The organism is Paenibacillus sp. FSL R7-0026 (genome assembly GCF_038004485.1).
GTDB lineage: Bacteria > Bacillota > Bacilli > Paenibacillales > Paenibacillaceae > Paenibacillus > Paenibacillus xylanexedens_A.
Window position 1 is genome coordinate 105,949 of the sequence record NZ_JBBORG010000002.1, and the last position, 19,086, is coordinate 125,034.

Genomic DNA, 19,086 nt, shown 5'->3' on the forward strand with positions numbered 1-19,086 from the left:
ATATTCTACATGAAGAAAGGGCGGCTGAATACTACATTCTAACCAGGGGTGAACCCTTTTGAACAAGAAGAAACCAGTTACTCCGTTCGGATGGGCCATCAAACGACGGCTAACCGAACTTCAAGTGGACCAGAAGACCTTTTGTGAACAGCATGGCATCCCACCCTATCGTTTATCCAATCTTATTCACGGCACACGCAAAGCAACCCGATTCAGGCACCTGGTCGCTGATATTTTGGATATTCCAGATGAACTGAGATAAGATTTCTGCCAAAGGAGGGTCTCATCCATGAGACATGTTACATCCGATCTGGAGAGGCTGTCGTTCCAGTCCATACGTCACCAGCTCATCATCGTTGATGACAATTGGATTATCCAAAGTTGTAACCGTGCCTGGCAACAGGGACTCGGTCAATGCTCACCAAACCCGGATATACACAGTAGTCATAGACATTACCTGAATCTGACGGAAGCCTGGGCAAAACGAGGCAAAAACGCTAACATGGCACTTGTCGCACAGAATTTGAAAGAACGCGGAATACCCTTTAATCGAAATCATACATATGACATCTGCGTGTATACTGTATACAACGAAAAGAGGTGGTTTCGTGTAGAACTCACCCCTCTAACTTATTCAAATTCAATTCTGGATACCGATCTCGCTTTAATTGCACACATGGATATTACCGAACAGAGAAAGACAGAACACCAATTGAAGAAGGCATTGTCTGAAGTGCGCACATTGCGCGGACTGCTGCCTATTTGCGCCGTCTGCAAACAAATCAAGGACGAAGAGGAACACTGGAACTCCGTTGAGAGTTATCTGGAGAAGCATACCCACGCCGAATTCACCCATGACATCTGTCCGGAATGCATCCGGCGGTTATATCCGAAATACTCGAATATCCTGGACAAGCGTTCCTGAAACCTCTCCACTCGCCACACTAACTACAACTACACGGAGAGATGATGTTCAAACTGCGACATATCCAGTTCTTGCGGTGTCCCATGCAGGGTTATGGTCCCTTTGTCCATGATATAGATGTAATCTGCGGCACTTCGTACAAAATCAATACTCTGCTCTACCAGCAGAACCGAAAGGTTCCCCTTTGCCTTGAGCTGCAAAATAACCTGCCGAATGTCCTCCACGATAGAAGGCTGAATGCCTTCTGTCGGCTCATCAAGGAGCAACAACCCCGGACGCGAAGCCAATGCCCGAGCGAATGCCAACTGTTGCTGCTGTCCACCACTCAGATCCCCGCCCTGCCGTCCATACATCGTAGCAAGCACTGGAAACATCGCCAGTACATCCTCTGGGAACGTTTTTACTCCCGGCGCACTTGTCTCCAGACCGAGCAATAAATTTTCTTTCACCGTAAGCTGCGGGAAAATTTCCCGCCCCTGCGGTACATAACCAATCCCTGCCCTTGCCCGCTTGGCTGTGTCCAAGGTGGATAACTCCTGATTTTGCCACTGAATACTGCCCTTGCGTGTTTTGAGCAGCCCCATTAATGTTTTCATCAACGTTGTTTTCCCTACACCGTTACGGCCCATCAGACACACCACCTGTCCAGGCTGTACATCCAGGTTCACACCACGAAGTACATTACTTTCCCCGTAGCCGGATTCAATTCGTTGCAGCGACAGCATGGTCATCCCTCCTTTTGCCCAGATACACTTCGGCCACTTTCGGGTCTGCCTGTACCTCCGCCATCGTACCTTCCTTCAGCAGTTTCCCTTCATGCATCACCGTTACCTTGGCTGCGAACTCTCGCACAAACTCCATATCATGCTCCACCACCACAACCGAGCGTTCACGCGCAATCTCTTGCAGAAGTCGCCCGGTCTTGTGTGTTTCTTCATCCGTCATGCCTGCGGCTGGTTCGTCCAGCAACAACACACGCGGCTCCTGCAGAAGCAGCATGCCAATCTCCAGCCACTGCTTCTCCCCATGCGACAACGCTCCTGCACGAGCATCAACGCGGTCTTGCAGACCAATCTGGAGGGTAACAACCTCCATGGCAGCACTCATTTTCCCATATCTCCGAATACCGATGGCTTGCAAAGGAGAACGACGAGTCTCCGCTGCTAGTGTCAGATTCTCCTGCACCGTCAGACCCGCAAAGATGGATGGTGCCTGGAATTTGCGTCCCACACCTTTGCGAACAATCTGATGCTCCTTCAGTCGTGTTAATTCCGTGCCATCCGCCATCTTCACCGAGCCGGACATGGGTTTTGTTTTGCCACATATCACATCCAGCATCGTTGTTTTCCCAGCACCATTGGGTCCGATCAGAAAATGCAGGTCATGTTCATGCAGCTTCAGATTCATGCCTTTGACAGCAACAAACCCACCAAAGGCCACCGTAATATCCTCGGCTACCAACACCGCTGATTCCTCAGTAGACTTTAGGTTTTTCCCGAGTGACTTGGACATGCGCACTCTCTCCTCTCCGCTTCAGCAAGCGAACGACATGACGATACACTCCTACAATTCCGTTTGGCATGAACAAAACGACCGTTACAAAGAGCCCACCAATGACGAAGAGCCATCCTTCGGGATAAGCCTCACTTATGCCTGTTTTGGCTGCATTCAGCACCACCGCTCCGATGACCGCTCCAATAAGCGTACCGCGACCACCCAATGCAACCCACAGGACCATCTCAATGGAGGGTACAATCCCCATCATCGATGGTGAGATAATACCCACCTGAAGAACAAACAACATGCCCGCGATGCCTGCAAGCGCACCGGAAAAAGCAAAAGCCAGCGTTTTATATCCTGCCGGATCATATCCAAGGAATCGCACTCGATTCTCTCCATCCCGCGCAGCTTCGAGCACTTGACCGAACCGACTGTTCACCATTCGACGACAGAGCATATAAGCGATCACCAGAACAGCAAGCGTTATATAGTAGAGAGCAATCGTCGTTCCAGCGGAATGAAGTGTAAAACCAAAGATCGAATTATATCCGGTAATGCCATTTGTTCCACCCGTCCATTCCTGTTTACCTACAAAGAGTGTTACCGTAATGAGAACCAAGGCTTGAGTCAGGATGGTAAAATAAACACCGGTGATCCGGTTACGGAACGTAAACCACCCCAGGGCAAAGGCCAGCAATGCCGGAAGGGCTATCCCCAATAACAGCGCCACCGGGAAAGAGCGAAAGGGTTCCCAGAACCATGGCAGACCACTGAGACCACTCCATCCCATGAAGTCAGGAAGTGTTGCTCCACTGGCCTGAAGCTTCAGATACATCGCCATCGCGTATCCACCTAGCCCAAAGAACACACCATGCCCAAGACTCAACACACCACCATAACCCCAGATCAGATCGAGACCAATGGCCAGGATTGCCAGCGCCAAAAACTTGGCTAACAGACTCAGACGAAACTCCGTGGAGATCAGTGGAGCAAGACACATCATGATGAGTACAACCGCCCAGATAATCCTCATTTTCAGACTGCCAGTCTTGAGTAATGCCGACATAAACTAACCCCCTTCTTCACGTTAATCGAGACTCCGTGTGCGCATCGCGACCAATCCGCGTGGTTTCCATTGCAGGAAAGCAACGATACATACAAACACAAGCACCTTGCCAATGGAGGCAGAGGTATAGGTTTCGAACAGCGTGTTGAACATACCAATCCCCAATGCACCACACACGGTTCCGACCAATTTCCCTACGCCACCCAGAACAACGACCATGAACGCATCCACAATATAATACGTACCAAGTGAAGGACCTATCGGACCAATGAGCGTTAATGCACAGCCAGCAATTCCTGCAATGCCCGAACCAATCGCAAAGGTCATGCCATCCACCCGCCGGGTCGAAATCCCAAGACACCCCGCCATGCTCCGATTTTGCATTACAGCCCTCATTCGTCTTCCGGAAGATGTTCGATAGATATAGAGATACATACACAGCAGCACAACCGCAACCAGTGCGATAATGAAAATTCGTTTATACGGAAATACAATACCATCCGAGATCGCCAGTCCCCCATTGAGCCAAGCCGGACTGGATACTCCCACATTTGGCGCTCCGAATATTGTACGGGCCAGTTGTTGCAGCATCATGCCTACACCCCATGTCGCAAGCAGACTGTCCAGCGGCCTGCCATATAGATGCCGGATCAGCACCACTTCAAGCAACCAGCCAATCAGAGCAGCTACAATGAACGCAATCGGTAGAGCCACAACAAAGTAGGCACCAAACCACGCCGCTGGAGCATAGGACATGAACAGATTTTGTGTTACATACGTTGCATATGCACCAATCATGATCAGTTCACCGTGAGCCATATTGATGACATTCATCAGCCCAAACGTTACTGCAAGCCCCAATGCAATCAACAACAGAATTGAACTGATACTCAGACCGTTGAACATCTGCAGGATAAACATATCCATCGCTATCCCCTCCTCCATACCGTGACTCTCGACATTTCACAACTTAAATTAGCGGCAGCAACACTTCTCACATCACAGTAACGCTTTACCGCGATACGGTGAGAGGATGTGTTGACACACCCTCGTTTATGTTTCGGCTGCATTGAATCGAGTTACCTGTTTTATTGCGAGGTTTCTATGTTATTTAGCGCTGAGGGAAGCTCCCCATTCATACGTTTTCAGATAAGGGTCCGGCTTGACAGGCTCACCAGAATTCCACAATTCCTTGAACTGCCCATCTTCCTGCACCTCACCGATCCGTACGGTTTTGTAGATATGCTGATTCTCTCCATCCACGGTTACCTTACCTTCCGGAGCATCAAACTCCAGACCCTTGGCAGCTGCCTTCACCTTCTCCACGTCGGTTGATCCTGCTTTTTCCACCGCCGCCTTCCAGAGATAAACCGCCACATATCCCGCTTCAATCGGATCCGCTGTCACTCGATCAGCGCCGTATTTTTCTTTATATTTGGCAACAAATGTTGTATTCTCAGGCGTATCTGTTGTCTGATAATAATTCCACGAAGCCAGATGTCCCTTCAATACGTCTGCGCCAATACCACGGATTTCTTCCTCCGCCACACTTACCGAGAGGGTCGTCATCTGATCCGAGGAGATTCCGGCATCCTTCAATTGTTTGAAGAAGGCCACATTACTATCACCGTTCAGCGTATTGTATACAATATCCGGCTTCGCAGCTTTGATTTTGCTAATGATGGTACTGTAATCGGTATGACCCAGTGGTGTGTACTCTTCACCCACCACTTCGCCGCCTTCTGCTGCGAGTTGTGCCTTAATGACCTGATTGGCCGTTTTCGGAAATACATAATCTGAACCGAGCAGATAAAACGTCTTGCCCCTGTTCTCCAGTAACCAGGTTACGGATGGAACGATCTGCTGATTGGTTGTTGCTCCTGTATAAAAAATATTTGGCGACGATTCCAATCCCTCATATTGCACCGGGTAAAACAATAAACCTTTATTCTGTTCAAACACTGGGAGCATAGCCTTCCGACTTGCAGAGGTCCATCCACCAAATACAGCAGCGACCTTATCCTGTTGCAGTAACTTTCCAGCCTTCTCCGCAAAAGTAGGCCAATCCGAAGCGCCATCCTCAATTACAGGCTCGATCTGTTTACCCAAAACTCCGCCCGCGGCGTTGATCTCTTCAATGGCAAGCATCTCCGCATCTTTAACAGATACCTCACTGATCGCCATCGTTCCGCTGAGAGAGTGAAGAATGCCAACTTTAATCGTATCACCGGATGCAGCCGGCTCTCCTGTACCACCTGAACCCGAAGCCTCAGGTGGCGCAGCACCCTCCACACATCCTGTCATCACAATGACCGCACCGAGCAAAATACTCCATAACTTGACCGACCTCTTCTTCAATAGCCTACACTCCCTTTTTTTAGTCTATTGACGAACATTAAGGTCATTTGCGTCCGAAATGTTCGTTGATCCAAATTATGGAGGGTCACACCCTTCATGTCAATATAGCTTACATAATTTTATTTCATGCCTACTCGTTTCATGCATACTGCTAATATGCCTTGAAGCTTATTGACAAAGGATTCACCCTGTGTGAGTATATTTAACATATAACATGATCCATGAACATATCAGACATTATAAGCGAAAGGTCGGATTGCCTTGCACTGGACTGAGCAGGAAAAGGAAAAACTCCTGATTACCGTGGCCGCTAACCTCTCCCGTGAACGAAGAGCACGCGGACTCAAGTTGAATGTTCCCGAAGCCATCGCGTTGTTGACCTCCGAACTGATGGAACGAGCACGGGATGGAATGAGTGTTGCCGAATTAATGAGATACGGAGGCACCATCCTGACACGTGAAGACTGTATGGATGGTGTTCCCGATATGATTCCTGAAGTACAGGTAGAAGCCACATTTCCTGACGGTACAAAACTGGTTACCGTACATGAACCTATACGCTGAGAAAGGCAGGAGAAACCATGATTCCTGGTGAATACCGTTTGAAGCCAGATGACGACATCATCTGTCATCCGGATCGTTTAACCCTACGACTCCTTGTCCTTAACCGCGGCGACCGCCCCGTCCAAGTCGGCTCTCACGTTCACTTCTATGAAGTTAATGCAGCACTGGACTTTGATCGCACGTCAGCTTTTGGACATCGTCTGCACATTCCGGCAGGCACCGCAGTTCGCTTCGAACCCGGTGAAGAGAAACCGGTTGAACTCACGACCTTTGGGGGCAAACGCCAGATTCACGGGTTCAACGGATTAACCGAAGGCTCTGCGGATCAAGCCCCCGATCCAGTGAAACTGGAGGCATTCCTGAAGACGTTCTCCCCTCCCATACAAGATGGGGGTGAATCTTCATGAAACGAATGAGCCGTGAACAATACGCATCCATGTTTGGACCAACAACCGGTGATGCCGTAAGACTTGCAGATACCGAACTATGGGCAGAGATTGAACATGATTATGCCGTCTACGGAGATGAGAGCAAGTTCGGAGGTGGTAAAGTTATCCGCGACGGAATGGGCCAGTCCACCACTGCTCTGCGAAGCGACGGCACTCCTGATACTGTTATCACCAACGCTATCATTATCGATCATTGGGGCATTGTAAAAGCGGATATCGGCATTCGGGATGGTCATATCTGCGCCATTGGCAAATCCGGTAACCCGGATACAATGGATGGTGTTCATCCCGCACTGGTCATCGGTGCTTCCACCGAAATCATCGCCGGTGAAGGCATGATTGTAACCGCTGGCGGCATAGATACCCATATTCATTTCATCTGCCCACAGCAGATTCAGACTGCGTTATCCTCCGGGGTCACGACCATGATCGGTGGCGGAACAGGACCAGCAACAGGAACCAAAGCCACCACCTGCACACCAGGAGCCTGGCACATCCACCGGATGCTGGAATCGGCAGAGGCTTTTCCCATGAACATCGGTTACCTCGGCAAAGGCAACAGTTCCAGCACCGCACCTTTAATCGAACAGATTGAAGCGGGTGTAATCGGCCTGAAGCTGCATGAGGATTGGGGTACTACCCCGAGCGCTATCGACGCTTGTCTGACTGCCGCTGGAGAACATGATGTTCAAGTCGCTATCCATACCGATACACTGAATGAAACCGGATTTCTCGAAAACACGCTGGCTGCGATCAACGGCCGGACGATTCACACGTACCACACGGAAGGCGCTGGTGGCGGACACGCACCGGATATTATCCGGGCCGCTGGGGAGTCCTACGTTATCCCCTCATCAACCAACCCAACACGACCGTACACACGCAACACTGTAGAAGAGCATCTCGATATGTTGATGGTGTGTCATCACCTGGACCCTTCCATCCCGGAAGATGTAGCTTTTGCCGATTCGCGGATTCGTCCCGAAACCATCGCAGCCGAAGACATTTTGCATGATCTTGGCGTGTTCAGCATCATCAGCTCCGATTCACAGGCCATGGGCCGAGTGGGCGAAGTCATTATCCGTACCTGGCAGACAGCCGACAAAATGAAAAAACAGCGCGGCAAACTTGAACTCAACCCGGATTCTCCCTCCGATAACGATCGGATCAAGCGATATGTCGCCAAGTACACCATCAATCCAGCTCTCGCACACGGAATCGGTCATCTCGTCGGTTCGGTGGAAGTTGGAAAGCTGGCCGATCTAATCATATGGAAACCAGCTTACTTCGGTGTTAAACCCGAGATTGTCATCAAGGGTGGCATGATTACATTCGCCCAGATGGGTGATCCCAATGCGTCCATCCCGACACCTCAGCCCGTATTTGGCAGACCGATGTTCGGAGCTTATGGTAGCGCCATTGCCAGCGGATCAATCACCTTTGTCTCCCAAGCCGCAGCAGATGCGGGGATCAAAGAGTCATTGGGCCTGAAAAAGCGGGTTGAACCCGTTAAAGGCTGTCGCTCAGTCAGCAAAAAAGACATGATTCATAACGACGTCACCCCTGTCATTGAAGTCGATCCCGAAACCTATGAGGTACGCGCCGACGGCGAACTTCTCACCTGTGAACCCGCAGACGAGTTGCCTATGGCACAGCGGTACTTTATGTTTTGATAGGAATACGGATTAGCTGATAAGGGGGCACTCATGATGAATAGTGGCACGAAGCTACTCCGTTATGTTCAGCTGCTGGATTCGGCCCTGCCCATCGGTGGTTTCTCCCATTCCTTCGGTCTGGAAGCTTTCACGCATGATGGCACCGTGCGGAATACCGCGCAGCTTGAACAGTTTATTCGCAGCCAGCTTCACTCCAGTCTTGTACGACTAGATGGTCTTGCCATCAAAGGCGTCTATCAAGCGATAAAACAGCAAGATGCCGCTCTACTTGCCCTGTATGATAAACGTGTCCACGCCCAGCGCTCCCCTCGGGAACTCAGGGAAAGCGGCCACAAAATGGGAAAACGACTGCTCAAACTGGCCCGTTCACTCTATCCATGGATGGACTTTTCCCTAATTGATGAGGCTATCCGGGAACATGGCGCGTATTGCGGCATCACGACCATTCACGGTTATATTAACTATCAATTGGAGATTGAATTGGATGAAGCCGTTACCGGGCATCTGTATACCTCAGTGAACGCTTATGTGAACAGCGCACTTCGCCTGCTGCCCATCGGACAAACCGAAGCGCAGATGTTGATTCAGAAACTGCTTGATGATATCGAAGCGGAATGGGCTCTCATTCGGGAAAATGACCCGGAAGATATGCACAGCTTCGGAATCGCCCAGGAAATCTACGCCATGCGGCATGAGACCTTACCCGCGCGGCTGTTTATGTCTTAACTACAACTTTTATCTAACTTAGGAGGAATTGTTATGTGTGGAGGAGCTAATCATACGCATCATCCGGAGTGGGAACGTAAGGCATTTGATCGGAGTCGTCCGATGCGAATTGGAATTGGTGGACCGGTAGGCTCAGGTAAAACAGCCCTGGTGGAGAAGCTGTCCAAGGCACTGCGTACACGTTATAGCCTTGCTGTCATCACGAATGACATTTATACCAAGGAAGATGCCGAAATCTTGTTGCGTCAGAATGCACTGGCACCAGAGCGCATTATCGGCGTAGAGACAGGCGGATGCCCGCACACCGCTATTCGTGAGGATGCCTCCATGAATTTCGAAGCGGTTGACGAGTTAATTGAACGTTTCCCGGATCTGCAACTGATCTTCATCGAGAGCGGTGGCGACAATCTCTCTGCTGCATTCAGTCCGGAACTGGCTGATGTGTTCATCTACATTATCGACGTTGCTCAAGGAGAAAAACTTCCTCGCAAAGGCGGTCCCGGCATCACACGTTCAGATCTGCTGTTAATCAACAAAACCGACCTCGCCCCTTACGTTGGTGCAAGCCTGGAAGTTATGAAAAATGATACCGAGCGGGTACGCGAAGGCCGCCCTTATGTCATGTCTAATCTAATGAGCGGTGAAGGTGTATCCGAGATTGTCCACTGGCTTGAACATCAATATATGGATGACGATGCTTCCGCTGCACATCTGCATTCACACAGCCATGAACATGGCACTCACTCGCATTAATTTATCTTCTGTCCCCACGGGAACAGAGATAAATAGGAATGAAAGTGCAGGTGCGCCCGTCACACGCCGCAGCGAGCTTCGGGCCACCTTTGCCTTCCAAGGCGACCGGACTGTCATGACTGATCGTTATTACAGCGCACCGCTCCGGTTTAGCCGATCCTTTCGACCTCCCGGAGGCGGAACCGAATTATGTGTGTACACGTCAGACGTCTCTCCCGGAGTCCTTAACGGGGATCATTATCATTCCGAGTGGGAATTAGGTGAAGGCACCCATGTCATGCTGAGCAGCACATCTGCTACCAGACTTCATCCTACACCTTCCATTCCCTCATCCGTTAATCATCACTTTCGGTTGGGAAAAGGGGCCACGCTGGAATACTTTCCTGAATGCGTCATTCCCTTCAAAGGAAGTTCTTCTTCGCTCGCTGTAACCTTTGAGCTGGAAGAAAGGGCAATCTTGGCCTATGCAGATATCTGGTCTGCCGGACGGATTCATCGGGGAGAAGCTTTCCAATTCGAGCGTTACCGTAGCTTGACGGAGATATGGCAAGGTGAACAACTGGCTGTCTGGGATCGATTCGGACTCGAACCGGATACCGATGATCCCAAACACTCCGCGTCTCTCCTTCACTATACCCATACCGCTGCGTTGTGGATGATCGCACCGGGGCTTGGTACTGCGGAGTTGGAACAAGTCAGATCCACTCTGCCACCAGATGGACGAATGCTCGCAGGCGCAAGTTTGCTGGCATCAGGTGGAATCGGTGTTCGACTCCTTGGCATGGCAGCCTGGGAACTTCAGGAGCAGTGTCTTCAGATCTGGAACACACTCCGCCCACATCTGCTGGGCAAAGAAACTCTTGTCTTTCGTAAATAAGGGCATGAAGCATGCATGGTTAACACCAAAAAACCTCTGAACTGTCTCCGAGTGTGTTCGGATTAGTCCAGAGGTTTTTGTACATTAAGTCTATGGATGCTGCTCATATCACTTACGCTTCGTTTTCCTCAGAATCGTTCTCTGATTTGTTCTCAGGTTTGTAGCGATAGTCGCCTGCATCCTTACTTTCTTTCGATTTGCGGTAACGGGTGAACTCAATATATTCGCTGATAAAAGACTGTTCCACAGTCGATAATTCACTTTCTTGGCAATTCAATTGCCGCAAAACGTCAAAAAAATAATCCTCCCGTTTTTCCCGAACCATCGCTTCCTTCGATGGACGTCCAATCATGAGCCAGTCGAGGCTCACATCAAAAAACGAAGCAATCTCAATTAATTTATTCGTACTCGGAATAGACTTGCCACGTTTCCAATCACCCAGATTGCCTGTGCTAATCTTCAGCTGTTGGCAGAAAGCCTTCTTGGTCATTCCTCGTTCGGCAATCAGGTGTTCAATTCGCTCATAGATCGACTGCATACAAGAACCGCCTTCCAACCGTAATAATCAACTCATCTGCTTGAATTATACCACATTATTCCTGAATGCTCAGCCTTTATATGCCTGGAACAGGATGAGGTATATCGTATAACACAAAGATAGACTCCCATGAATGATCATAGAAGTCTATCTTATGTTGTTGCTGTGATGCGGTCGAGAGGACTCGAACCTCCACGGGTATACACCCACTACCCCCTCAAGATAGCGTGTCTGCCATTCCACCACGACCGCATATTCAATTGTAAAAATGGTGAGCCATGAAGGGCTCGAACCTTCGACACCCTGATTAAAAGTCAGGTGCTCTACCAACTGAGCTAATGGCTCTTGCTGTAAACTTCACCGGATGTGCCACGCTTCATTCTTGTCTATAAGAGCAATGACTTTGAGGATTACTCATCGAAAATTAGATCTCATGAGGTGGTGAAGATATGACCCGTAGGGGATTCGAACCCCTGTTACCTCCGTGAAAGGGAGGTGTCTTAACCCCTTGACCAACGGGCCCTAATAACAAGTTGTCTTTCTTGGCGACAAGAATGAGTATACCACAGGACAATTTGAACTTGCAATACTTTTTTTAAAATTTATTTTTCAAGCCTTTTTGCCCATTGCATACTGTTCTTCAGAGCCCCGTTATTAGCCATCTCCCCATTCATGCCAGTGTCATCTCCGTGCAGGAACAATGTAAATCATCCATTAAAACACTTATAAAAACTTACGTTCACTTATAACATTGCAAATCACATTAAAAATACTTATAATTAAAGTATCAGTATAAGTACGGTCATCCATACACTCGGAGGTGACATGTTTGTTTCAAGAAGAACGAATGCAGCTCATTGTTGAACATCTACGCAAACACAATCGCATCTCAGCCGATGATATTGTCGCCTTGTTTGATGTATCACGGGATACTGCACGCAGGGATCTGATTAAGCTTGAGGAACAGGATGCCATTATCCGAACCCGTGGCGGCGCGATTCTCCCCCCTCCTCCGCAAGAATTCAGATCCTACAAAGACCGTTTACTCGATGTATCTGAGGAAAAGAGGGCTATCGGCAAACTCGCTGCGGCCATTGTAAGGGAAGGCGAGATCATTATTCTGGACTCTTCCACGACTGTGCAGGCCTGTGCCGAGAACTTAAACGGCAAATCCTGTACCGTCATTACTAATTCGATTCATTCCGCTGATCTTCTCTCCAATCACACTGCTGTCCAGATTCGTTTGCTCGGAGGCAAAGTAGATAAGGAACAACGTTATGTCTACGGTACCTCTGTTATCGAGACCCTCTCCCACTATTATGTAGATAAAGCCTTTATCGGAATTGGCGGTATCACCATGGATGGCTTCAGTGCTTCCGAAGAGGAAGGGAAAATTAAACACCAAATGATGAAAGCTGCCAAGAAAGTTGTTGTTCTTGCAGATCAATCCAAGTTTGATAGACGTTATGGTTATCGTTTTGCCGACTGGTCATTGGTGGATGTATTGATTACGGATCAATGGCCAACCAAAGAATGGCTTGTTTTTCTAGCCGAACAACAGGTTGAGATTCTCATTCCTGAACCAACAGATGATAAGGAGTTGTAAATATATGAAATTATTTGCCACAGATTTAGATGGAACTTTGTTGAACATAGATAGCCAGATTAGCCCGGAGAATGCCGCAGCCATCCAAAAGGCCCAGCAATCCGGTATGAAAGTTACCATTGCAACAGGACGTGTTTATTCCGATGTTGTGACCATCAGCCGCGAAGGCGGAATCCAAACCCCGATTATCGGCTCCAATGGAGCGACAATTCATGATGCAGACGGTGAACGTTTATTCCATCTTCCGCTCGAGCGTGACACAGCAGCTTCCGTCATGCAGTGGCTGGAAGATCATGATGTCTATTATGAGGCTTCAACGCAACAAGGCATCTATGCCCCGCGTAGCAGTCATGAGACCTTGCTCGCCGAGATGGAACGTGTTCTTGGTTCAAACCCTGGTGAGGACATTGCACGCATGATTCGCTCCATCAAGAAACACTATGACAAAAAAGACTACCACCGCGTAAACAGCCATCTCGAAATTCCGGCAGAAGCCTACATCTATAATATTATGGCCTTCTCCATGAATCCGGACAAAGTAAAGACAGGACGAGAATACTTCGCTTCCCGATCCGATGTCGCCATGGTTGTATCCTTTGAGCATAACTTCGAAATGCAGCACCCGGACGTATCCAAAGGTAATGCCCTCACCAAACTGGCGGCTCACCTGAACATCTCCATGGAGGATACAGTAGCGATCGGCGATAACTTCAACGATGTCTCCATGTTAAAAATGGCAGGACTCGGCATCGCCATGGGTAATGGCGAACCCGAAATCCAGGCATTAGCCAAAGCCATAACGCTGACCAATGTGGAGCACGGTGTTGCCCATGCCATCGAGTGCCTGCTTGAAGGTAAACCAGTGTCCCGTCCGGAAACGATTGTCGGAGAGGGTCAGTAATTGAACCCATACTGAATTAAGTACTGAACCTGCATGATCACCTGTTGATCCATGCAGGCTCTCTTCATTTCAACTCCGCAGATCGAACGTGAGGCACATCCTGTAATAAAATAATTAGTTGCTCTCCCCGGTATGAACCGGGCAGTTGCAATGTGAACTCAAGCACAGTCTCTTCCACGGAGTCTTTGCTTGTTTGCTGTTCAGTCTTAAATCCGATGACTGAGATCTTCTCCTGTCCCAGCAGTGCCAAAACAGTCTTCAGGGCCTCTCCCTCATTTTGCAGATGGATGGTTAAAGTCTCTGTTCGGGCAGATACCAGCCAGCGTGTGGGTCTATGTAGTAACATCTGTGCCACGACAATAAGCAGTGTCACGCCCGCACCCGTCCAGTACAGACCTGAACCCACAGCAAGTCCCATGCCTGCCGTAGCCCATATGCCAGCCGCTGTGGTCAATCCCCTGACCGTGTGCCGCTGTGTGAAGATCATCCCTGCTCCAATGAACCCCACACCACTAACGACTTGTGCAGCGATCCTTGAAGGGTCCAGGGACAGATTGTCCCAGCCAGACTGATCCTGGAATCCGTATTTCGATACAATCATCATCAGGGCAGCACCAACGGCGACCACAAAATGAGTACGGATTCCCGCTTCTTTCATTCGATTCTTGCGCTCATATCCGATTAGCACACCACATATTCCAGCTATGAGTACACGCATCAAATATTCCACTTCCATGCACATCACCTCTCTCATTATGTATATGCTTACATGAGTCTATCTTTACTATTACCCAATCTTTCCCTGACTAATAAAAAGCCTCAACTCAGGTCAATTCTCTGCCCGGAAATTTTCCCCTTGTCTCTTGCCCAATCCGAAATAATGTCTGAAATTATATATCAGCGGATGCCATTCCTCTGGATTAATTTTGTTCGGTCCAGATATTAGTCTTGTGTGCGCGTGCACCTTCAACGCTTTCACTTCAACAATCGCCATGAACGGTGTGTGTTCAGGAATACGTATGTGTTGTACAGCCGCTTCAATCTGGAGCGGACATTCAACTATTTTATCTGGTGCCACCTGAACCGAGCATTCAGATGTTAGTCCAGCTACAGTGAATTTATCAGGACAATATTCATAGCCCATCTTCCTTTTCTCCTCAGGAACCGGTGTGACTCCCGTATAACGACCCAATGCCTCAACCTGTTTCCACATGGTCGCATCCGGCAGATTAATTACACACTCCGGGTGTCGACTCAGATTTTCATAGGCTTTGCCCTGTGTACCTAGACCGAGGACCAGACAATCCCCCAGTGCCCAAGACGAGGATAATGGTGACAGGTTGGTTGATCCATCCTCATTTAATGTGCTTAGCAGCACTACAGGCGTACCATAATATAAAATACTGGGATTAATCGTCTCATGTTGAATCACTGCTGGACTCGCGGACAACTGCTCTGCAGCAAAGTCCTGTTTCGTTATCTTTTTCATCCTGTACCTCTCCTGTTCCCATTCCAATGCTTTATAAGCTCAATCTGACCCATATGGGACGATACAACTCGATTGTAATACATTAATAGTTCAGGTATGATCGAAGTATGAATGTATATCCGAATATTACTGTTATTGCGTCGTTAATCGCTGATCCAAGCCGCGCTATTTTTCTGTCATCCTTACTGGATGGCCGTGCGTTGCCCGCAGGAGAGCTTGCTCATATGGCAAGTGTCACTCCCCAGACGGCAAGCAGCCATCTAGCTAAACTCGTAGAGGGAGGATTACTCGAAGTTGAACAACAAGGACGCCATCGATACTACCGTCTTGCAAACAAAGAAATTGCTAATCTGATTGAAAGCATGGCCAGTATTGCCCCGCCTGTACAGATCCGCTCTCTCAAACAATCCGATCAGCTTCAACAACTGAGTCATGCACGGACCTGTTATGGTCATCTGGCCGGGAAATTGGGAATCTCGCTCTGTGAAGCCTTAGTACAGAAGGGGTATCTTTCAGACCCCGAAGAGGCACACAGCAAGGATTATCAAGTTACAGAGGAAGGAATACAGTGGTTCACCACGTTTGGTATTGAACTTCAGATGAAGCCGGGATCACGCCGTGCCATAGCTCGCAAATGTCTGGATTGGAGCGAACGCCGTCATCATCTCTCAGGTATGCTTGGGGAACAACTCAGACATCAGTTAGCGGAATTGGACTGGATTCGTCAAAAAACAGGAAGTCGCTCTGTCGAAGTAACGGAAGCAGGCAAGAAAGGTTTATACGAGGTGTTGAGCATTTCACTTTAAGCAGAAGCGTATACCAGGGATAATCAAAGATCAGTAAACGCAAAAAAAACCCCTTCACACTGACCGTTAACCGGTCTAATGTGAAGAGGATTTTTTGTGCAATCAGAACGAAGATAGAGGGGTACTCTCACTTCGTTCGAGACTGCGAAGTATTGCTAACGAAGCTTATGCTCCGACGAACCTTTAGGGTTCTCATCCCTTTGCAGAGAAGTTTAATTCAGAACGGAGAGAGAGGGATTCGAACCCTCGCACCGCTTACGCAGTCTAACCCCTTAGCAGAGGGTCCCCTTATAGCCACTTGGGTATCTCTCCAAGAAATGGCTCCCCGAACAGGGCTCGAACCTGTGACAACTCGATTAACAGTCGAGTGCTCTACCAACTGAGCTATCAGGGAAAATTAACTTGAATAAGATTAATCTATCATGATTAATAATCCAAGTCAACAGACCTGTCAATATTTCCTAATTGTATTGCTTTCTTCCTCTCAGAAGGAAGAGGTCATCGCCAGTTGGGTAGTATTTTGGATCATGTCCCTGTCTGCTCGTGGAAGGCAAACACTTACTTTGAATACGTCTCCGTCCACTTGTATTCCCATAGAACCTTCATGCAATTCAACAATGCTTCTGGCGATGGACAAGCCTAGACCTGAACCCTCCGTTGAACGGGAACGGTCCCCACGCTTAAAACGTTCAAAAATCTCATCCGATGAGAACTCCATCTCGTATGCGGATACATTTTTGATCGTAAATTCCAATTGATTTCCTTGTTCGATCAGTTCAATATAGACTCTGGATTGGGGCAGACCATATTTCAAAACGTTTCCCAACATATTCTCCATAACACGCCACATCCGACTGCCGTCCACCATTGCGTATACAGGCTCAGTCTCCTCTCGAATTCTTATCTGTAACTCTGCCTGCTCGAACGAATCACTATATTCTGCTACAGCCTGTCGAAGTAACTCCCCCATGTCTATCTGTTTTAAATGAAGTTCCACATCTCCGCTCGCCATTTTCGCTGCTTCAAATAAGTCCTCCACCAACAAACACAGACGCTGCGTTTTCCGCTCCAGAACTTGAATGTATCCAGCCTTCTCCTCCTCTGTGCACTCATCGCGCTTAAGCAGATCGATATAACTAACCAAAGAGGTTACAGGTGTTTTCAGATCATGAGAAACGTTAGCGATCAACTCGGATTTCATACGCTGGCTCGTAACCTGTTCTTTCATTGCATTCTGGAGCCCTTGTCTCATTCCGCTCATCTGTGTCGCCAATGGTTGCATTATGCCTGTTACATGCTCTGGGAACTGCACATTGAACCGGCCTTCTCCCATTTCCTTAGCCGCTTGCGTAAGTTGCTGCGCCACATGAATCAGTTGAAACATACTATATACCAAGAAAACACTAATCAGAACTGTCAAAAACACAAATGGAGTGACCATTGAAGACTTAATGGACGCGAGAGATATAACCGCTAATTGCATAAGACATTGCACCATACATAATAAGATTAAACGCTGAATTCTTTTTTTGTCAGTCAGCTCGCCTTGCTCCAAAATCTTTTTCACCAAACTGTACCATTTCCATACCCATATCTCGTTTCGTATTGGCCTATGGCTGGACATATTCCCGATATACCGGACAGCCCCCCTTACATGCACACCAACAAACCACACTCCGAGACCAGCGATGAACATGCCTATAAAATAAACAAAAATATCATTTATCCATCGACGAGTGAAAAAGTAAGGAGTTATCCCATAATCTGAAGTCACCCCGTTTAGTGCTTTTAACAGTAGAAAGGACCCTATACATAAGGTAATAAAATGTGCATCCAAAGAAAGTTTTTCACTCCACCAGATTGTCACCTTCCGATATTTGCTATTCTCAGGCAAAGGAATACGATTTGCAGTCACAAGTAACGCCGTACCAATGACTAAGAGCAGGATCAAAGGTATAACACCAGATACATTCCAATCTTTATAAATAAATCGCATCTCATACCTCAATGAAGCAAGCTTCATAAACACCAGTGTAAAACAAATCATCGCTGCTATCCGAACTCCGTAAGCCAGCATATTATTCTTCCAGTTTGTAACCAATACCCCACACCACCTTTATATATTTGGGTTCTCTGGGATTAAATTCAATCTTCTCACGGATTCTGCGGATGTGAACAGCGACTGTATTTTCCGGTTGAAAGGCAGGCTCTTTCCATACACGTTCATAGATTTCATCAATAGCAAAGATCCGGCCCTTATTCTCCATAAAGAGCCTAAGTATGTGAAATTCGGTTGGCGTCAGCCTAACATCTTCTCCTTCCAAGGTCATTGTTTTCTTCTGTTTGTTATATACCAGGCCACGAACCTGAATCTCCTGTTCTGCATCTTCGGAACTTTGATGTATCTGCGCACCCAGGCCGGTGAAGCGTCGTAACTGGGACTTTACCCTTGCCATAAGTTCCAATGGGTTGAATGGCTTGGCTATGTAATCATCCGCACCGATGTTCAAACCTACGATTTTATCATAATCCTCTGTTCTGGCAGACAACATTATAATTGGCACATTACAGGTTTCACGAATTTTCAGTGTCGTCTGCAGTCCATCCAATTCAGGCATCATAATATCCATAATAATGAGCTGAACAGAATGAGCCTGGAGCTTTTGCAATGCCTCTTCCCCATTCGACGCCTTGTAGACCCCGATTCCTTCACTACGCAAAAAAATTTCGATCGCATTGCTGATATCGGGATCATCATCAACAACCAATACACTGTGGGCCTTCAAAGGGTCACTCCTCCTTTTCATTTAAACTGGATTATGTGGACTGATGAACAGTTTACATCAGATAAA

At 48.1% G+C, this 19,086-nt stretch carries 21 protein-coding genes and 5 tRNA genes; 11 read left to right on the top strand and 15 right to left on the bottom strand.

Features of this window, described 5'->3' with window-relative positions; all coding sequences use genetic code 11:
• The first annotated feature begins 58 nt into the window (after positions 1 to 58).
• Together MKY44_RS29430 and MKY44_RS29435 are read left to right on the top strand one after the other, a co-directional pair.
• Positions 59 to 262, top strand: a complete 204-nt coding sequence (locus tag MKY44_RS29430) for a hypothetical protein (RefSeq protein ID WP_017690011.1) — start codon at positions 59 to 61, stop codon at positions 260 to 262.
• A 27-nt stretch (positions 263 to 289) separates the two neighbouring features.
• Positions 290 to 925: a hypothetical protein gene (locus tag MKY44_RS29435; protein ID WP_051449622.1), complete on the top strand. Its 636-nt coding sequence runs from the start codon at positions 290 to 292 to the stop codon at positions 923 to 925.
• Positions 926 to 954: 29 nt separating this feature from the next.
• Here MKY44_RS29435 and urtE read toward each other — a convergent pair whose 3' ends face one another.
• The 5 genes from urtE to urtA all read right to left on the bottom strand — a co-directional run bounded on the left by urtE (position 955) and on the right by urtA (position 5,849).
• On the bottom strand, positions 955 to 1,650 hold the full coding sequence (urtE, locus tag MKY44_RS29440) for an urea ABC transporter ATP-binding subunit UrtE (protein ID WP_076209466.1): 696 nt from the start codon (positions 1,648 to 1,650) through the stop codon (positions 955 to 957).
• Positions 1,628 to 2,437, bottom strand: coding sequence for an urea ABC transporter ATP-binding protein UrtD (gene urtD, locus MKY44_RS29445; protein WP_341010065.1), 810 nt, complete (start codon positions 2,435 to 2,437; stop codon positions 1,628 to 1,630). The genes urtE and urtD overlap by 23 nt, the downstream gene beginning before the upstream one ends.
• Positions 2,400 to 3,491 (bottom strand): urea ABC transporter permease subunit UrtC, encoded by a 1,092-nt coding sequence (urtC, locus tag MKY44_RS29450; protein WP_127544208.1) that lies wholly within the window; start codon positions 3,489 to 3,491, stop codon positions 2,400 to 2,402. The genes urtD and urtC overlap by 38 nt, the downstream gene beginning before the upstream one ends.
• A 21-nt stretch (positions 3,492 to 3,512) precedes the next feature.
• Positions 3,513 to 4,418: an urea ABC transporter permease subunit UrtB gene (gene urtB, locus MKY44_RS29455; RefSeq protein ID WP_036610830.1), complete on the bottom strand. Its 906-nt coding sequence runs from the start codon at positions 4,416 to 4,418 to the stop codon at positions 3,513 to 3,515.
• Between the two features lie 180 nt (positions 4,419 to 4,598).
• Positions 4,599 to 5,849, bottom strand: coding sequence for an urea ABC transporter substrate-binding protein (gene urtA / locus MKY44_RS29460; RefSeq protein WP_341010066.1), 1,251 nt, complete (start codon positions 5,847 to 5,849; stop codon positions 4,599 to 4,601).
• Between the two features lie 261 nt (positions 5,850 to 6,110).
• On the opposite strand from urtA, the gene MKY44_RS29465 reads away from it, so the two are divergent.
• From MKY44_RS29465 to MKY44_RS29490, 6 genes are read left to right on the top strand one after another with little or no spacing between them, the layout of a single operon-like run.
• A complete protein-coding gene (locus MKY44_RS29465) occupies positions 6,111 to 6,413 on the top strand; it encodes an urease subunit gamma (protein ID WP_036669066.1) in 303 nt (100 codons plus the stop codon).
• A gap of 17 nt (positions 6,414 to 6,430) precedes the next feature.
• Positions 6,431 to 6,820, top strand: coding sequence for an urease subunit beta (locus MKY44_RS29470; RefSeq protein ID WP_341010068.1), 390 nt, complete (start codon positions 6,431 to 6,433; stop codon positions 6,818 to 6,820).
• Positions 6,817 to 8,535 (top strand): urease subunit alpha, encoded by a 1,719-nt coding sequence (gene ureC / locus MKY44_RS29475; RefSeq protein WP_341010070.1) that lies wholly within the window; start codon positions 6,817 to 6,819, stop codon positions 8,533 to 8,535. The genes MKY44_RS29470 and ureC overlap by 4 nt, the downstream gene beginning before the upstream one ends.
• A 33-nt stretch (positions 8,536 to 8,568) precedes the next feature.
• Positions 8,569 to 9,264, top strand: coding sequence for an urease accessory protein UreF (locus tag MKY44_RS29480; RefSeq protein WP_341010071.1), 696 nt, complete (start codon positions 8,569 to 8,571; stop codon positions 9,262 to 9,264).
• 33 nt (positions 9,265 to 9,297) lie between these two features.
• Positions 9,298 to 10,017 (top strand): urease accessory protein UreG, encoded by a 720-nt coding sequence (gene ureG / locus MKY44_RS29485; RefSeq protein WP_017690021.1) that lies wholly within the window; start codon positions 9,298 to 9,300, stop codon positions 10,015 to 10,017.
• A complete protein-coding gene (locus MKY44_RS29490; RefSeq protein WP_341010073.1) occupies positions 9,923 to 10,894 on the top strand; it encodes an urease accessory protein UreD in 972 nt (323 codons plus the stop codon). Before ureG ends, MKY44_RS29490 begins: the two co-directional genes overlap by 95 nt.
• A 112-nt stretch (positions 10,895 to 11,006) precedes the next feature.
• On the opposite strand, the gene MKY44_RS29495 is transcribed toward MKY44_RS29490, so the two are convergent.
• The 4 genes from MKY44_RS29495 to MKY44_RS29510 form a co-directional block, all read right to left on the bottom strand.
• A complete protein-coding gene (locus MKY44_RS29495; RefSeq protein ID WP_036610863.1) occupies positions 11,007 to 11,432 on the bottom strand; it encodes a helix-turn-helix domain-containing protein in 426 nt (141 codons plus the stop codon).
• Between the two features lie 169 nt (positions 11,433 to 11,601).
• Positions 11,602 to 11,684: transfer RNA gene (locus MKY44_RS29500), tRNA-Leu, on the bottom strand.
• A 17-nt stretch (positions 11,685 to 11,701) separates the two neighbouring features.
• Positions 11,702 to 11,777: transfer RNA gene (locus tag MKY44_RS29505), tRNA-Lys, on the bottom strand.
• Positions 11,778 to 11,882: 105 nt separating this feature from the next.
• Positions 11,883 to 11,954 (bottom strand) — tRNA-Glu (locus tag MKY44_RS29510).
• Positions 11,955 to 12,261: 307 nt separating this feature from the next.
• Here MKY44_RS29510 and MKY44_RS29515 point away from each other — a divergent pair.
• Together MKY44_RS29515 and MKY44_RS29520 are read left to right on the top strand one after the other, a co-directional pair.
• Complete coding sequence (locus MKY44_RS29515) at positions 12,262 to 13,038, top strand: DeoR/GlpR family DNA-binding transcription regulator (RefSeq protein ID WP_047842021.1); 777 nt, start codon at positions 12,262 to 12,264, stop codon at positions 13,036 to 13,038.
• Between the two features lie 4 nt (positions 13,039 to 13,042).
• On the top strand, positions 13,043 to 13,939 hold the full coding sequence (locus tag MKY44_RS29520) for a Cof-type HAD-IIB family hydrolase (RefSeq protein WP_341010074.1): 897 nt from the start codon (positions 13,043 to 13,045) through the stop codon (positions 13,937 to 13,939).
• A gap of 64 nt (positions 13,940 to 14,003) precedes the next feature.
• Here MKY44_RS29520 and MKY44_RS29525 read toward each other — a convergent pair whose 3' ends face one another.
• Together MKY44_RS29525 and MKY44_RS29530 are read right to left on the bottom strand one after the other, a co-directional pair.
• Complete coding sequence (locus MKY44_RS29525) at positions 14,004 to 14,675, bottom strand: MgtC/SapB family protein (protein WP_341010075.1); 672 nt, start codon at positions 14,673 to 14,675, stop codon at positions 14,004 to 14,006.
• A gap of 93 nt (positions 14,676 to 14,768) precedes the next feature.
• Positions 14,769 to 15,428, bottom strand: coding sequence for a flavin reductase family protein (locus MKY44_RS29530; RefSeq protein ID WP_341010076.1), 660 nt, complete (start codon positions 15,426 to 15,428; stop codon positions 14,769 to 14,771).
• 107 nt (positions 15,429 to 15,535) lie between these two features.
• Between MKY44_RS29530 and MKY44_RS29535 the strand changes: the two genes are divergently transcribed.
• A complete protein-coding gene (locus tag MKY44_RS29535; RefSeq protein WP_341010077.1) occupies positions 15,536 to 16,234 on the top strand; it encodes an ArsR/SmtB family transcription factor in 699 nt (232 codons plus the stop codon).
• Positions 16,235 to 16,457: 223 nt separating this feature from the next.
• On the opposite strand, the gene MKY44_RS29540 is transcribed toward MKY44_RS29535, so the two are convergent.
• The 4 genes from MKY44_RS29540 to MKY44_RS29555 form a co-directional block, all read right to left on the bottom strand.
• Positions 16,458 to 16,546, bottom strand: a tRNA-Ser gene (locus MKY44_RS29540).
• 6 nt (positions 16,547 to 16,552) lie between these two features.
• Positions 16,553 to 16,628 (bottom strand) — tRNA-Asn (locus MKY44_RS29545).
• Between the two features lie 90 nt (positions 16,629 to 16,718).
• Entirely contained in the window at positions 16,719 to 18,335 is a 1,617-nt protein-coding gene (locus MKY44_RS29550) for a sensor histidine kinase (protein ID WP_341010078.1), read from the bottom strand.
• A complete protein-coding gene (locus tag MKY44_RS29555) occupies positions 18,313 to 19,020 on the bottom strand; it encodes a response regulator transcription factor (RefSeq protein WP_341010079.1) in 708 nt (235 codons plus the stop codon). The genes MKY44_RS29550 and MKY44_RS29555 overlap by 23 nt, the downstream gene beginning before the upstream one ends.
• Positions 19,021 to 19,086: the final 66 nt, after the last annotated feature.